The 15,157-nt window shown below is 66.9% G+C and carries 5 protein-coding genes; 1 reads left to right on the top strand and 4 read right to left on the bottom strand.

The annotated features are described in order from the left end of the window. Positions 1–226: 226 nt before the first annotated feature. Entirely contained in the window at positions 227–667 is a 441-nt protein-coding gene (locus tag ACK8GG_RS19775; protein WP_440356960.1) for an HNH endonuclease, read from the top strand. A gap of 79 nt (positions 668–746) precedes the next feature. Here the strand turns inward: ACK8GG_RS19775 and pglZ are convergent, their stop codons facing one another. The 4 genes from pglZ to pglW all read right to left on the bottom strand — a co-directional run bounded on the left by pglZ (position 747) and on the right by pglW (position 15,094). After that, a complete protein-coding gene (pglZ, locus tag ACK8GG_RS19770) occupies positions 747–3,431 on the bottom strand; it encodes a BREX-2 system phosphatase PglZ (protein WP_440356959.1) in 2,685 nt (894 codons plus the stop codon). Then, positions 3,428–7,267, bottom strand: coding sequence for a DUF6079 family protein (locus ACK8GG_RS19765; protein WP_440356958.1), 3,840 nt, complete (start codon positions 7,265–7,267; stop codon positions 3,428–3,430). The genes pglZ and ACK8GG_RS19765 overlap by 4 nt, the downstream gene beginning before the upstream one ends. A gap of 67 nt (positions 7,268–7,334) precedes the next feature. Beyond that, on the bottom strand, positions 7,335–10,925 hold the full coding sequence (gene pglX, locus ACK8GG_RS19760; protein ID WP_440356957.1) for a BREX-2 system adenine-specific DNA-methyltransferase PglX: 3,591 nt from the start codon (positions 10,923–10,925) through the stop codon (positions 7,335–7,337). Beyond that, the gene (gene pglW, locus ACK8GG_RS19755) at positions 10,922–15,094 is read right to left on the bottom strand and encodes a BREX system serine/threonine kinase PglW (protein WP_440356956.1); all 4,173 of its coding nucleotides are present in this window, start codon (positions 15,092–15,094) and stop codon (positions 10,922–10,924) included. The genes pglX and pglW overlap by 4 nt, the downstream gene beginning before the upstream one ends. Positions 15,095–15,157 lie beyond the last annotated feature (63 nt).

The raw sequence follows: 15,157 nt of genomic DNA, 5'->3' as shown, positions 1-15,157 counted from the left end.
TGCACCACGACGAACCGGGCCGGTGGCGCGGGTAACCAACCCGCGCCTGCTCACGCCGCCCGTGTCGTCCTGTTCGGACCGGGCGGCTTTTTTTCGCCCACCGTCCGGCAGCCGTCACCGTCCGCCGAAGCCGTCACCGTCCGGCAGCCGTCACCGTCGCCGGAGCCGTCCGCAGAGAACAGTCCGCAAAAGCCGTCCGCCGAAACCGTCCGGAGAGGGGAGACCGATGGACGTACTGGTTGTCAACGCAGATCTCGGCCCGATGCACCGGGTCAGCCTCCGTCATGCCGTACGGATGCTCTGCCGTCAGGTCGCCGAGGTGCACGAGGCGGTGCCCGACCGGCTGATCGGCGTCTACCCGCTGCCGCGGGTGGTCCGGCTGGTCCGGTACGTCGTCACCCGGTGGCGTTTCACCTCCGGCCCGGCCTGGTCCCGGCGCGGTGTGCTGGCACGCGACGGCCGGCGCTGCGGCTACTGCGGCGCGGCGGCCGCCACCGTCGACCACATCCTGCCCCGCTCCCGCGGCGGTGGTAACACCTGGACGAACACCGTCGCCTCCTGCGCCGGCTGCAACCAGCGCAAGGCCGACCGCACCCCCGCCGAGGCCGCGATGACGCTGCGGGTTGTCCCCCGGGCGCCGAGCTGGGCCGCGCACGCCCGCTCCTGACCACCCCGCCCCTTCCTACGGTGCGCGCGGTGCTTCAGGTGCTGCAGGGCTGCGTCGCCTGCGCGTGCAACGTCCGCCATCACGTCACCTCGAACTGGTCCTTCAGCAGGTTGAGGTCGAGCCGCAGGGTCTCGCCGTCGCTGTCAAAGGAAAGGACTTCGTACCCCTCGACATTCAAGATGCGCTTGACGACTGCGAGTCCCTGCCCGATGCCGACATACGGCAGCCCCGCCGCCGAGGCGACCGTCTCTTGGTGCGCTCGCCCGCCGCGGTCGACGAGGGTGCGCAGCACGGTCTCCACGAGCGGCCCTGCCCCTGCGGCTGCACGGCCCGCAAGCCTCAGCTGGTCGGCGTAGACAGACGAATCAAGCACTCGCGCCACGAAATCATGCGGTTTCCTCGGTAGCGAGGGGTGCTGCGCTCCTGACTCGATCTCCAACTCGAAGAGGGCGGGGACCTTGTCCACCACGGTCTTCTTGCGCGACTTCTTCGCCGCAGCCGTCTCAGCTGGTTCGACCTTGGCCTCGACGACGGGGTCGTTCCACCACGCCGGCGCCTGTGGCGGCGCCAATTCCCATCCCTCAGGCGTTGACTGTGCCAGCGATCGCTGGTACACCAGCACCGGCACGGTCAGCTCGGCCAGCGACGCACCGCCGTGGTAACCGGCCCGAGCAGCTCCGTATCTCGCGTCGTCGCGCCACAGCATCACGACCTCGCCTGCGTCTACTGCAACGCGCGGCCCTCTGACGAGCACCTCGCCATCCTTGACAGGACCAGACGACGCTGGCCGCCAGCGTGCGTCACCCCCCGCGGCGGCAGGCAGCATCTCGGTCTCACGCTCGACGACGTGGCCGTGGTCGGAGGTGAGCACGACGGCACGACCCGCAATCGACGCGGCATTGAGGAGCGCCCGCAGCGGATCGAGCTCGGCCATCGTCCATGGCCGAGTTCTCTCATTCTTGTGTGTCGCGTCGTCGATGGCATTAATGACCACGCCAACGACAGGGACCGCCGGATCGGCGATCGCCACGGCCACGCCGTCCGCCAGCTGCGCCCCTCCACTGGCCCGCAGATCCCGCTTGTGGAACACCCGCGCGCCGGGGAACACGGTAGCGAGGCCGGCCTTCTCCGTCGCCGAGTTGCCGACGCGAATCTCGCCGCACAACAGACTCGTGCGTGAAATTCCGGTCATCGACGGCAGCGCAGCCACCGCCGAAAGTCGGCGCTTGGTCGCGACCGGTACCCACTCGACGAGCCCCGAGCGCCTGACCTCGGTGGCGAGGTCGACGGCGACTGCACCGCTCATGCCGTCGATGACCACCAGCAGCACTCCGCCGTGAGACTTCCACGGGTCGACGACGGCGCGAAGGACGTTCTCGATTCCGAGCGCCCGTCCATCGGCCAGCGAACGCTCTACAGCCGAGTCGCCCAGGTGCGTCGCGGCTGTCTCATCGCGCCTTCGGCGCCGAGCACGCACGCGCTCGATCAGCCGGCCGTACGCGCCGCCTATCTCTGCGTCAGGAGAACCACTCCAGAGCACGCCGAGGGCCGCGTCGACCCAGGCGCCATCGTCGAGCTGCCGCTGGAGGTCTCCTCCGAGGCTGTGCACGTCCCGCTCCGCAGTGGCCAGCCAGCGGGCGAGTCGCACGGCCATCCTCGGTGCGAGGTCATGTCCGTCCAGGGTTGCTTCGCGGTGGTCGAGCACCGCGGCCAATGTCTCCTCGGCCCCTGCCCCGGCATCGAGTGCCTGCCCGAGGACTCGAAGCCGAGCGGTGAATCCTGGGCGAAGGATCGCCGACCGCTCGGCGCCGACGGGCCAGCCCAGGTTGTTGCGCAGCAGCGCCTCGGCCTGGTCGAGCACAACGCCGAGCCGTCCCTCGGGGTCGCCCTCTCTCGACAGGCGCAGCACAGCGGACACCGAGGCGTTGGCAATCTCCCGCGCCTGCAGCGGTGTGACGGATCTACCGCCCACGTAGCGCTCGAGCAACCGGGTGCGCGCGGCAACCTGCTCCTCGGTAAGATCGCCGGCGGGGTGAGGCCACAGCACGTCAATGGCCAGCCCGAGCGCGAGGGGCTTGACGAGCCCGCCCGGGGCGGCAGTGGTGCGCAGCGCGAACCCGGCGGCGGGGCCATACTCCTGCTCGGCCCACTTGACCAGGTGATCCTGCAGCTCCGGATCCACCGCGGACCAGGAAGCGCGGGACCCGTTGCTCAGCGCGGTGAGGAGGAAAACGCCGTCGAGGTCGCCCGAGTCAATCCGCAGCAGGTGCGCGAGCAGGCCGCCGATGGCGTGCTCGGCGGTCACGGCGAGATCGGTCGACGGCGCCCATCCCCCCGCAGGCTCGTGGTCGAGCAGAGCCGTGGCCGCCCAGTCGAGCCGGCGCAGCTCGCGGCTGACTTCCCGCGCTGCGCCGAACAGTGCCGGAACGCTCCCCCATTCGTCGGGGTCCTCGATCTGCTGGCGGTAGGCTCGGGCAAGCACCGTGTCGCTGAGATCGGCGCGTGGCCGGTCGGTTAGCACCACCAGGTACTCGTCGTCCCGCTGCGCGGCATAGGCATCGAGGATCGCCAGCTGGGAGATGCCCTCGACCACCCGGACGCGCTTACCCTCGACCGTCAGGTCCCCGCCGTGCCAGCGCGGCTGGGCGCGCATCACGAGCACACGTGAGTCGCCGCCCTTGGCGATGAGCTCGGCGGCGCGCGAGCGCACGAGCGCCTCGGAGACGGCGACGGTGCGCGTCACCTCGGGCTGGGCGCTGGTCACTCCCACCTCCAGCTCACCCGCAGCTTCTTGCCCGGAACGGGGTTAGCAAGCTCGTCGCTGATCTGCCGCCCGATCTCCTGGACCTCGACGACGCGTGCGACGAGCTGGCTCTTTTCAGCCAGGCGCTGCCGCTGGCGCTCCTCCTCTTCCAGGCGAATCCGATCGAGCTCGGCGAGCTTGCGAGCGATCTCCGCCTCGCGCTCCTGCTGCTCACGACGCTGGGCCTCCAGCCGCTCTCGCTCGCGCTGGAGCTCCGCCTCGCGAGCCGCACGCTCCTCAGCAGCCTTGCGTTCGGCCTCTTCCCGCTGGCGTTCGGCTTCCGCCTCGCGGCGACGCCGCTCTTCCTCCTCCCGTCGACGACGCTCGATCTCGTCGGGGTCGTCAAGAAGAGCCTCGGTCGCCTCACGCGCGGCAGTCTCAAGGGCTGGCTTGAGCGGAGCGTGCAGCTCCGCCTGCCGAGCGGCCTCCCGCAGCTGCGTCAGTGCGCGGGCCGCGCGATCCCCGCCGAGCGCGGGCAGCCGATCTATCAGCCCCCAGTTCGCGCCGCGCAGCGCGGCCACGACGTCGCCCGCCATGCTGATGGAACGGGCGATCGCCTGCGACTCGGCGGGGAAATCGAACTGGGCGAGCGCCTGGATCCTCGCCACTGGTCCATCGGCCGCGGCGAGCACGGCGACCAGGTCCCGGCCGCGCGTCACCGTCTGCCATCGTGGCGCGGTTTCGTCTAGCCCGAGAGTCTCGCGGTGCGCGGCCATCTCCGCCACGGCGTCCACCGTCGCGTGCAGGGCTGGACGGACCTTGCCCAGGAGCGCATCACTGACGCGCTGCAGCGCGGCGGTCGACAGGTGGTACTCGTCAGTTCCCACGCCGAACAGGGCCTTGGCGCGGGTCAGCGCCACCTGCCACTCCTCCTCGGACGGCAGCACGGGTTCGCGCAAGAGCATGTCCGGGGCCAACGAGCCGATGCCTGGCTCGGGTGTGCGAGCGCCGGCGCGGTACCACTCGCGGTCGGTGATCTTCGCCCACGCCAGCACCAGCAGATCCATGGCGTCGGTCGTCATACCACGCTCGGCCAGCCGGCCGCGAAGGGTCCCGACGGTCACGTCGCCGGTGCCGGCAGCGCGGGTGAACTCGTCGAAGAACGCGAAGTGCTGGGCGTCCAGCGCGTAGGTGGTCTCGCGTAGGGTGCCGACGCCGTAGGCGGTCACCACGCGGCGCACGCGAGTTCCGGTAGCCCGGTCGACGTCGGCCAGACGACCACCGGCGTCCACGGCCTTGCGCGCCAAGTCCAGCACGGCGTTCAGCTCGGCACGGCGGACTTCCTCGGTGCCGCGCTCGATCTCCGGGTGCTTAGGGTAGCGGGCGGTCAGCGCAGAGCTGAGCACTCCGACCACGGCGTCGCGCAATGTCGCGGCCGAGGGTTGCATCGGTGTGAAGCCGTCGGCGAGGGTGACGAAGTTGGTCCCAGCGACGAAGGTGCCGATGTTCTCCTCGTTCCTGGCGTCCACGCCGTAGGCCTGGCGTAGGAGCGCGGCGAGCTGGCTGCGCAGCGAGTCGCGCTGACTGGTCAGGAGTCGGCGTGCGGGCTCGCGGTCGTTGACCGGCAGGCTGGTGGCGTACTGGTCGAACCGGTCGCCGGTGAGCAGGTACTCGAGCTGGACGAGCTTGCCCACGTCCTCCATGCGCTGCGTGGTGAGGAAGTGGGGCACCCACGCGATCGTGTCGCTGACTACGCCTTCCTGCCGAAGCGTGTAGATGCGCTCGACGTCGTCGGACGGTCCGCGGTCGTCCATGTCGTCGAACGGGAAGTCGACCACGAGCTTCCATCGCCCGTCCGACGCCTTGAGCCCCTCGATGGGAAGCGCGGCCTTGTCCCGCACGTTCCCGAACACGACGTCCACGGAGCGTTTCTGGCCTCGCCAGACGTGGTCGAGTGTGTACTCGCCCGCGTACGAGCCAGTGGCGACGGCGCCGATCTCGGTGATGAGCGTGTCGCGGATGAGCCGGCGGCGGTTCGGGTGGGAGTCCTCCTGTGTGACGTGCGCGAGGATGGAGTCGAAGTCCACGCCCGTCAGCTGCAGGCTGATCACCGGGTCCGCGGTCGAGCCGACGGTGATCTCAGAGAACTTGCCCCGCCACTCGGCGGCCAGGGTTACGACCTGCCCGGACACGTGCCCGCCGAACATGGACACGACGCTGCCGAAGTTGAGCGCGGCGAGCTTGGACGCCGTCAGGTCCTTTAGCGACGTGGCCCCGGGTGCGATCGCCGCGACAAGGAGAGTCTTGGCGAGGCGGTCCTCGCGCCGGAACGGGTGGTTGCGGTCGAGCGTCCGGGCGTCCGCGTCGCTGACGTGGTGCTTGTCCAGCAGGTACGGGCGCATCTTGCCGCGGTAGAACGAGGCGGCCGCCTCGAAGACCTTGACCATGTCGTCGGTCAGCGGCTTGGCATCACCGAGCACGACGACATCGAACAGGTCGCCAACCGGGATGACGTCGCCGACGGTGAGCTCGTCACGCCCGCGGTACAGCAGCTCGCTCATGATCTTCAGCGCGGTGCGCTCGCGCTGCATGATTGCCGACAGCGCGACCATCGCGTCCACGAGCGCCGGGGAGAACGGGTAGACCTTCTCGAAGTCGACGGCGCCCGAACCCGCCCCATCCGTGAGCAGGTGCTTCCAGTCCGTCGGATTGGCACGCACGCGAGCGACCGCGGAGGCCAGGGCCGTCTTGCCTGCCTCCGACGTGGGGGTCAGCAGACGCTTGTTGACGATCTCCGGAAGGTCGGCGGCGGCGAGGGCGATCTTGTCGAACCGGTCCTCCCACCACTGGAACGAATCCTCGAGCGCGACCTGCTCGGCACCGACGTTGCCGCCACCGAGGAACTCCTTCAGCGCGCGCTGACGAGCAACGAACGAGATCATAGGGATCGCCATCTGCCCCGACCCGGTCTCGACAAGTTTGGCCACCTTGGACGTCTCGTTCTGAATGAACGCCGAGTCACGCAGGTGGTTGGCGAGCCACAGCACCAGCTCGTCGAGGAACAGCACTAGACCGTCGTATTCCAGCCCCTTGGCGTGCTCGGTCATGATCCGAAGCCCCTGGTCGATGGGCAGCCAGGCCGAGGTGGAGGTGTAGGCCGGGAAGTAGGTCTCTACCAACTTGGCCGCCACCGCCTGCCGGTCGCGCTCGCTCGCGGTGCCGTCGGCCGCCGCGTCGAGCTCCGCCGCAGTCAGCCCGCCCCCGCTCAGGGTCCCCAGCACCGGGTCGAAGTCCGCCGCGAACTTCGAGAAGAACAGCTCGTCGCCCATCTGCGTCCGGAGAGCCTGTGCGTTCTGGAACAGCAGGTCGCTCTGGTGGAGCACCGGGGCGGCCGCTTCCGGGTGCTTCGCCTTGACCGTGTTGATGTACCCCGAGAACAGAGCGGCCTCAAAGGATTCGGCCCCGATGAGGTGGTAGTCGACCGCCAGAAACTTCCGCGACAAGACGTCTGCATGCTCGGCGACGACGGCCTGCAGCCCTTCGAGGGCCCGCGCGTGGGGATTGCCCGTGAGCAGCAGGTGCATCACGGCCATGTAGTGCGACTTACCTGCACCGAACGAGCCATGGATGAACGCACCCTTGGCGTTGCCCCGAGTGAGCGCGGACTTCACCAGGGTCAAGCCTTCGCCGAACGCGCCGGCGATCTTCTCCGTGACGACGTAGTCCCTGAGGGTCTGCTCGGCAGCAGGAACCCCCTCGTGAATCCGCATGACGAAGTCGTCGTCGTGGACGGCCTCGGGTACGTTGATCGCGTCGCGCAGCATCATCGCTAGGGCACCAGCGGTGGGAATGCTCATCGGTGGGAAATTCCGTTCATCAGGTACGTCGCTTGTCGGTCGCTACGATTGCCACAGCCAAGTGCGATCAGGTGTGCCGACGTCGACCTCGCGCCGCCGCCGGGGGCCGCCACGCGTTCACGTCGTCGCGGGTCATCTGCAGCTGAGCCAGGAACTGGTCGATCTGGCTGGTGACCGCTTGCGCGGCACTGGATCCGAACTCCGGTTCGAGATCGGTGTGCCACTGGTGCAGCCACGGCTCTAGCTCGACAAGCCCGGCCACCAGCGGCACCAGAGCTTCCTTCGAGGCACCGAACGTCTGCTGATTGAGAATTTCGCGAACCAGCGCGACAGCTTGGTCACGGTGGCTCCAGCCAGCCCAGCCAAGTACTTCACTACCGTCTCCCTCGCGGCCAACACGCGGATAGACAATGAAGCGCTCCTTTGGTGTGTCCAGCTTTCCGCGCAGCCGGTAGAATTTTGCCAGCCGGAAGTCGCCCGTCGAGTCGTACTTAGGTGGAATCGGAACGACGACGCTTTCCCCGGAGTCCTCGCGCCGTTGGAGGCGCCAGATTGACTGCCACTCAGCGAATTTCTCTAACCCAGCATCCGTATACCGGTCCGCTGCAAGAAATGGCACCGCCTGATCGGGCAGCACCGAACCAAGCACAGCGACAAGGTCTGGTTCAGGAGAACGTGTTAGCACGCGGCTCAGCTCCATAAGAGTCTCATCACGCCTGAGCACGTCGGCTAGAGCAGCCACCGAACGCGTGGTCGGACCTTGGTGATCCCGCCACAGCATTGGGTCTTCCAGGAGATCCAATATTGCACTCCGCAGTGCGTCGTTGAGCTCCCTGTCCCAACGCGCAAACTCCCAGCGCCGCTTATACTCTGGTCGCTCGAGGAGCCCAATGTTTCCATCAGACTTAAGGACATTCAATCGCTCTTCCACCAATTGCCGGTAGGCCTCGGGCCACACGACGGGGATCGCCTCCGCGGCGACGGACCCATGGCGCTGGAACCACTCCATCTCGCGATCCGCGGTCGTAGGTTCCCGAGCGAGCATGATCTCAAAGGCGCGAGCGCCGAGCGGGATTTCACAGAGATCCCGCCCAGTATAGGTTAGCTGTTGGTCGAGAATGCCATACGCATAATATACTTCCCAATCCAACTCTTCCTGTTCGAAGATGAGCTGGCCAATGAGCCGATCCCATTCTCTTCGCGCCTTCGCGAGGCGAGTAGAAAGCTCCCCGTCAGAACTACTCTTAATCCACGAAGTCACCACTGCATGCGGCGACAGTTCGGCAAGCTTTTGCACCAAGTCATCTACTCTTGCCCCGCGCGCGTTAGGCAGAACTGCAGGCAGGGGCAACTGCCCGACCTTGGTCGAGTTGAACTGATACGTGCGCAACCATTTCGTGTCTGCGTCGCCGCCCTTCTTTTGGCAAACTTGTTTCAGCCAAAAGCAAACGGTTGAACTGTTCAGAAGAGCTGCGAGAGCCTGGTGGTCACGCTCGGAGCTCGACTCGGGCAGCTTAATTATCGGAGCAGTCTGTTTGAAAGCGAACCTCTCGCGGACGAGTACGAAGTGGTTATGTGTAGCAACCTCGGAAAAGGTAATGGTCCAGGCATGAGCACCTTGATCTTTGGGAAGTTGATGCCACTCATACCAAGGGCGCCCCTCTTCGAAGTAGGTGTGCTTTGAGAACGTAGCTCGTTGCCCCAACTCCGACCTAAGAGGCCATAGGCGCACCGCAACCGCCGATTGGGCGTCGAGCGGCAGCAAATCGTGTTCGGGCGAGTATGGGAAGAACGTTGGCTCGGCGGCAAGGATGCGGAAGTCGCGGACTTGGTCGCCGAAGACCAGCGGCTTGAAAGACTCCACTGCGTCGAGTCTCCGCGGAATGAACGAGGGAACCATGAATGCATCGTCTGCACCCTGAATGCCAAAAAAGCCTATTCGATAGGCCATCGCGCTCGGCGTTTGGACGCCGGCACTCTTAATGATTTCCATGAGCTGGCTCGCCCCCCCTCCAGACAACGACCAAGGGTGGCGCGAGAGGACGCTGCGATCAATGTCAGAAACGCTGATGTATTTGCCGTCGTATACCGCGTCATCAACGTGCTCTGATATCTCGGTCCAAACGGGGCCCGTAGCTGGGTCATCTAGTTTCCCGGCGTCGTCCTTAACTCCAAGCACCACATGCACCTGCTGCTTCACCGGTTTGCGGCGGCGCCCGAACACAATCACTGTGGGGGTGCCATCAAAGTTGTGTCCCGGCATCCAGGCGCCTGATGAGTCGATAATTTGAGTCAGGTCGACTGGATTGTCGAGGTGATGTCCAGCGAACAACTCTTCGATGAGCTTCTTGCCGAACTCGCGCTTCATAAAGGAGTTGGACGTGATCTGCCCGACATAACCGGCGCTCTGGCCACGCGCACCCTTGATGGCAAGTCGATAGAAGAGTTCCATGAAAGGCACAGAGAGCGCGTACTTGCGATGGGCTGTGGTGTAGGCCCTGCGGTAGGTCTGACTGAGGACCTTGTCCTTGACTGTAATGTAGGGCGGGTTACCCACGACCACGTGGTAGCGACCGGGCTTGAGGATGGCGAAGTACTCACCGAGGTCTTCGGTGGCATACGTGTACGGATTGTCTCCGAAGAGAGTTTCGGCGGCGCCTTGCTCTCCGAGCAGCGAGTCGCCGATAGCCAAGTGGAATCCCAGTTCCGGTACACCAACCAGGGATCTCTCTCCTGCGGCAGCGATGGCGGCTACAGTGAGGCGAAATCGGGCGATGGCGATGGCGAACGGGTTCAGATCAACGCCGTGGATGGCCTGCATCGCCTTGCGCACGCGCTGTTTGGGGTCAAGCCCAGGCGCCTCGGCAGCCCATTGCTGGTTAAGGCGCTCGAAGGCGCCCAGCAGGAAGTGACCCGACCCGCAGGTCGGGTCGATCAGCCTAAGCTCGTCAAGGCCGAACTCCTGGATCGCAGGAGTCAAAGTGCGATCGAGGATGAACTCCTCGACGAACACCGGCGTCTGCAACAGTGCATAGGTCTTCCTAGCGTGCTCGGACGCGTACTGGTACAGGTCCCCGAGGAAGCGGGTGTCCAGGTCGGGGTCGGTGAAGTCGTGCACCAGCGCGCCGCCAGCGTCGGTACGCCGCCAGAAGTCGACGAGGCCCTTGGCGGCTTCGGCGCTGATTTCGGCGGTCCAGACCGGGTTGTGCTCGGGGTCAACCAGACCTTTACCGGCGAGCTGGGCGGCCAGCACGCGGAAGGACTGCTGGAGCCAGTCGCGGTCATGGTGGCTGGTGTTGACCCGGAAGTACGCGGTCTGGTTTTCGCGTGCGCGGAGGGTGCGGTCACCAGGGCCGGCGATCCAACCCACGGGGACGGGCAAGCCGTCGAGGGTAGCGCCGACGAGGAGGTCGTTGTCCTCACAAAACCGGACGAACGTCGTCGTCACGATCCACGCGACGGCCGCCTGATCAACCTCGTTGTCCCGCCACGCACTCCACGACAGACCCGTGCGCTCATGGCGCAGAGCCTCGGCGTGCTCCCGCCGGAGATCGGCGCCCCATTTGGTTATGGGGTCGTCGGCACGCTCCTTCAGGTCGGCCTGCAGGGCCCGCAGCTGAGCCTTCAGGTCGGCGAGAAGGGCAGAAGAGTCGATCATGCATGGTCTCCGAGGGCGGTGCGCTGAATTGCAGTGGTCTCGTCGTCGGCGAGTTGGGCCAAGTCACGGGGAAGGTCGATCCAGCCGCTCGGGCCCAAGGGAACCGACCGGCCTTCCAGAAGCGGGGCGCGGGCATCGCCGGCCTTGGCGACGAGCAGCCAGCGGGCGGCAGGCCGCTTGGTGCCGGTGTCGAGCAGGGCGGCAAGCCGCGAGGTCATGCCGTAGCGCACCAGCGGGCCGGCGTTGGTCAGCAGAAGCCGTCGGTCTGAGCTGAGTCGTTCGGCCCAGACGGGTTCGACCGACCTCTGGACGACACCTTCGAGTGCCTTCCACTGCTTGCTGTCACGGTCCAGCGCGTCATAGCCGAGCAGACCGCTCCAGATACCGCCGGCCTTTTCGATCTTCTCCCTGGTCGCGCTGACGACGAGCTCGGCGACGTCGAGCACGTCGATGTCGAACTTCGAGGCCAGCGCTCTGGTGGCAGCGACGTACCGCTTCGGCGCGACGGTGAGAGTGAGCGCCGAATGCCTGTCGAGCGACTCGGTGAGCTTGCGAGCGATCTCGGCGGCAGGTGTGGGCGCGAACTGAGTCGCCGAGACCGTGCCCGTGGTGTACAGCACGGTGCTCTTGGGCGCGTAGATACCGTTCCGGTTGACCAGCTCGGGGTACAGCTCGCGCATGAGCACGTCGAGCCTGTCGGAGTTGGGCAGCGGCTCGGTCAGGTGCGGGAACCGAGCACTGAGAGTGCGCCGCACCGCCATCTGGCTGATGGAGCGGCCCGGCTTGCCGCGCATCGCGTGCTCGAGCGCCTCCTTGATCGGCAGTGCGCGCGGGTACAGCTCCTGGAACCCTGACACGGCCGCGGTCTGGCTCGCGGCCGCGGCCAGTCGCAGCAGGCGCGCGTCGGTCACCTGCCACTGGCCGGCGCCGTCGAGCTCGTCAGTCACCCCGCGGAGTTCGCTGATCGCCGTACTGGCGGCGACGACGCCACCGGCAACCAGGTCGTCGGCCTTGCTGCCGAGCTCGCCGGCCAGGTCGGTGACCAAGTCCGCGGGTGGGAAGGAGTCGCCGTCGTCCGAGACCGTCGCGTCCTCGCTCAATGCGAGCAGGTCGACCTTTGCGCCGGCACGGCGCCGGAGCACGAAGTCAGGTTCGGTGTCGCGGGCGTCCAGCTCGACGATCGCCCGCAACAGCGCGGTGCCGTAGGTCGTTCGCTCGGCGCCGTCGAGCGTGGAGCCGCGCACTGTCAGGAGCGAGGCGACCGCCTCGGGCACGGTCATGACGCGCCCGGCGTTTGCGACGATATTGGTCAGCTCGCTGCGCGCGGCAAGGAACGGCTTGTCCTTCGTCCACTCGCCGACGGCGTCGTCGAGCATGCTGGTGACGCGTTCGCGCGTGGTCTGGAAGCTGGCCGCGACCTCGGCAGCCGTGAGCCACGGGGCGCCGCCGCCGAAGCCGAGGAGGCCGCGCGCGAGCGGCTTGTCCGCCGCGGGGAGCATTTCCAGCAGGTTGTCGACCACGCGATCGACGCCGAGCGCTACCTCGAGCCCCGGAGCAGGCTCGGTGGGGCGCAATGCGGTGCGCCACTGGGCAATGCGTCTCTGGATCTCCTTACGGTAGGTCTCCCCCAGGCCGCGGATGCCGTTGATCTTGACCGGGTGAACGCCGAGGACGTCGCCCACCGTGACCACGCCGTCCAGACGGCGCAGCGCGGAGAGTGCCTGCGCCGACAGACCGGACTGCTCCAGCGGCGTCTCCAACGTGACCTTGGAGGCGAGCTCGTCGTCCTTCTGCCGTGCGTCGTCGTCCAGGGCAAGACCTGCGAAGACGTCACTCCAGGCGCGCAGCAAATCTTCGACGTTGCCGAACCGCTCCTTGACCTCCGGCGACAGTGCCTTGCGGAACAGCTCCGTGAGTTGGGCGCCGACGGCGGGGTCGAACGACGTCGGCTCGACCACTGGCCGATCGGTCGCGTTGGCGGGTGCGCTTGCGCCGTTGGGCCACCAGGGCAGCACGCCAGTCGCCATCTCGAACAGGGTCGTCGATACTGCCCACAGCTCGGCCGCCCGGTCGTAGCGGGTGCGGCGTCCCTTGCCGAGATACGGGTCGAGGTAGCCGGGCGTGCCGGAGGCGATGTTGTCCAGCGGCTCGCGGGCCAACGAGAGGTCGAACAGGGTCAGGTGGGGCTTGCGGTAGCCAGGGTCCGGTGCGATGCCAAGGTTCGCGGGTTTGATGTCCCGGTGGAAGACGCCCTTGACGTCGATCAGGTAGGCCATGGCCTCCAGCAGGTCGGTGCCCCAGCGCTGCAACTGCTCCAGGGTCGACTGACCTTCCTTGACCAGACGCGTGGCGAGGGTTTCCTTGCCGGCGTCGGACATGAGCAGCACGCGACGGTCGCCGAGCTCAAGCGTCTCGACAAGCCGGACGACGCGGGGGTGCTCGAGCCCGCCGAGCACATGGGCCTCGACGTCGAGCCTGCGTCCGGCGGCGTCGTTACGCGCAACCTTGAGGATGAGCTCCTTGTCGTCGCCCGCGTGATCATCCAGCACGGCAAGGGCAACGCCCGACGAACCCTCGCCGCGGCGACCGACGACGAGGAACCGTCCGCCGATCATGTCGCCGGTCTGGGCGTCGAGCGGATCCTCGATCTCCACCGGCGGGGCCTGGTCGTCAGGTCGGCGCACCTCGTCCCACGCCATCCGGACCAGTTCGAGCGCTTCCTCCACAGATGCAGGGCGCACCGCCTCGTCAACGGAGGTCAGGTTGGCCACGACTTCGGCGAGCGTGTCGGGCAGGGCTGCGGTGACTGCGCGCGGATCGAACCGTCCGGCATGCTGCTGGACTTCCTGGACCTCGGCGATCGTCATCGCCGGCGCCTTGCCCGTCAGGATCAAGAACGCCAAAGCGCCGAATCCGAAGACGTCCAGGGGAGCCCCAGGCACGTCGGCGACCGACTGGCGCGCCTCGGGCGCGAGCCACACCAGGTCTTCCGCGCCCGCGACGCCGAGCAGGTCCGTCACGCCCCGGCTGATGACGGTCCAGCGTGTTGAAGCGGCCGTCTCCCGGTCCTTCTGCGCCGAGTACCAGTCGCGTACCTCGAGACGGGGTCCGTTCGGCGAGGGCCGCACCCACACCCGCTGCGGCGAAAGGGCTCGGTGGAACAGGTGGCGGTTGTGCGCGAACCGGAGGATGTCCCCAAGCTGCTCGACCATCGCAACGCGGTCGTCAACCGTGAGCGCGGCGCCCTCGTCAGCGAGGAACGCGTCGAGCGGCCGCTCGACGTCCTGGTACTCGAAGACGAGAGCGGGACCGTCGTCGGTCACCAGGAACTGCTGGGGCACCGCGATGCCCTCGTGGCGGATGCCGAAGGTGAGCTGGTATTCGCGCTGGGCAAGCTGCTCGATACGCTTGCGCTCCGACGCGGACGCCTTGGGGGGCACGTCGTACAGGCGCAGCCGCTGCTTGATCTTGGTCAGGTTCGGGTGCGTGACCACCACGTCCTGCCAGTCGACTCCCTCGGCCACCGGGTCGGACTCGGCGACCGCGTAGTCGCCGACCATCCGCGTCTTGGGAGTGGGACGGAAGTCGGCCTTGTCGCACAGGTGCCGCACGAGGCGGGCGCGCTGCGGGTCGATGGCATCCTTCGGGTTGGCCGGCGGCGTTGCCAGAAACTCGCTCAACCGCTGCAGCGGAGGCTTGGAGGTGACGTCGTACGTATCAAGTTTGACGACGCCGGCACGGCCCGAGGCGTCAACCGCAAACGTGGATCCCTGTCCGTGCAAAACGACGAGCGCGTTGACCCACGGGACGCTCCGTTCCATGTGAAGGCTCGACGCGTACGACTTGAGCAGTGACGCGAGACGCTTGCCCTTGCGGTCGGTGATCAAAAACGGGTTCGGGTGCGTCTTGCCAGGCTGGTACCAGCGCTGAGAGTTGCCGGTGATGGTGCCATGCCACCCCTTGAGTTCGACGCAGAAGAGACCGACCGGAGTCAGCAGGAGGACGTCGACCTCGGCCGTGCGGTTGTTGGTGTCGATGAAGGTCAGGTTCACCCACGCCGTGGTGCGACCATCGTCAGGCAGAACCTCACGGAAAGCCTCGAGCGCGGCCGCTTCCTCCGGCGTCGCGGGCGGCCCCATCACTTTCCAGCTAGGCGAATCAGCCTTCATCGGTTACTCGTTGCTCCGGGGTGTGCGACGTCGATGTTGCTGCAGCCTAGCGTCCTGCACCGA

This window comes from Melissospora conviva (genome assembly GCF_049523535.1).
Classification (GTDB): domain Bacteria; phylum Actinomycetota; class Actinomycetes; order Mycobacteriales; family Micromonosporaceae; genus Melissospora; species Melissospora conviva.
This window is presented reverse-complemented; position numbering and strand designations above follow the sequence as displayed.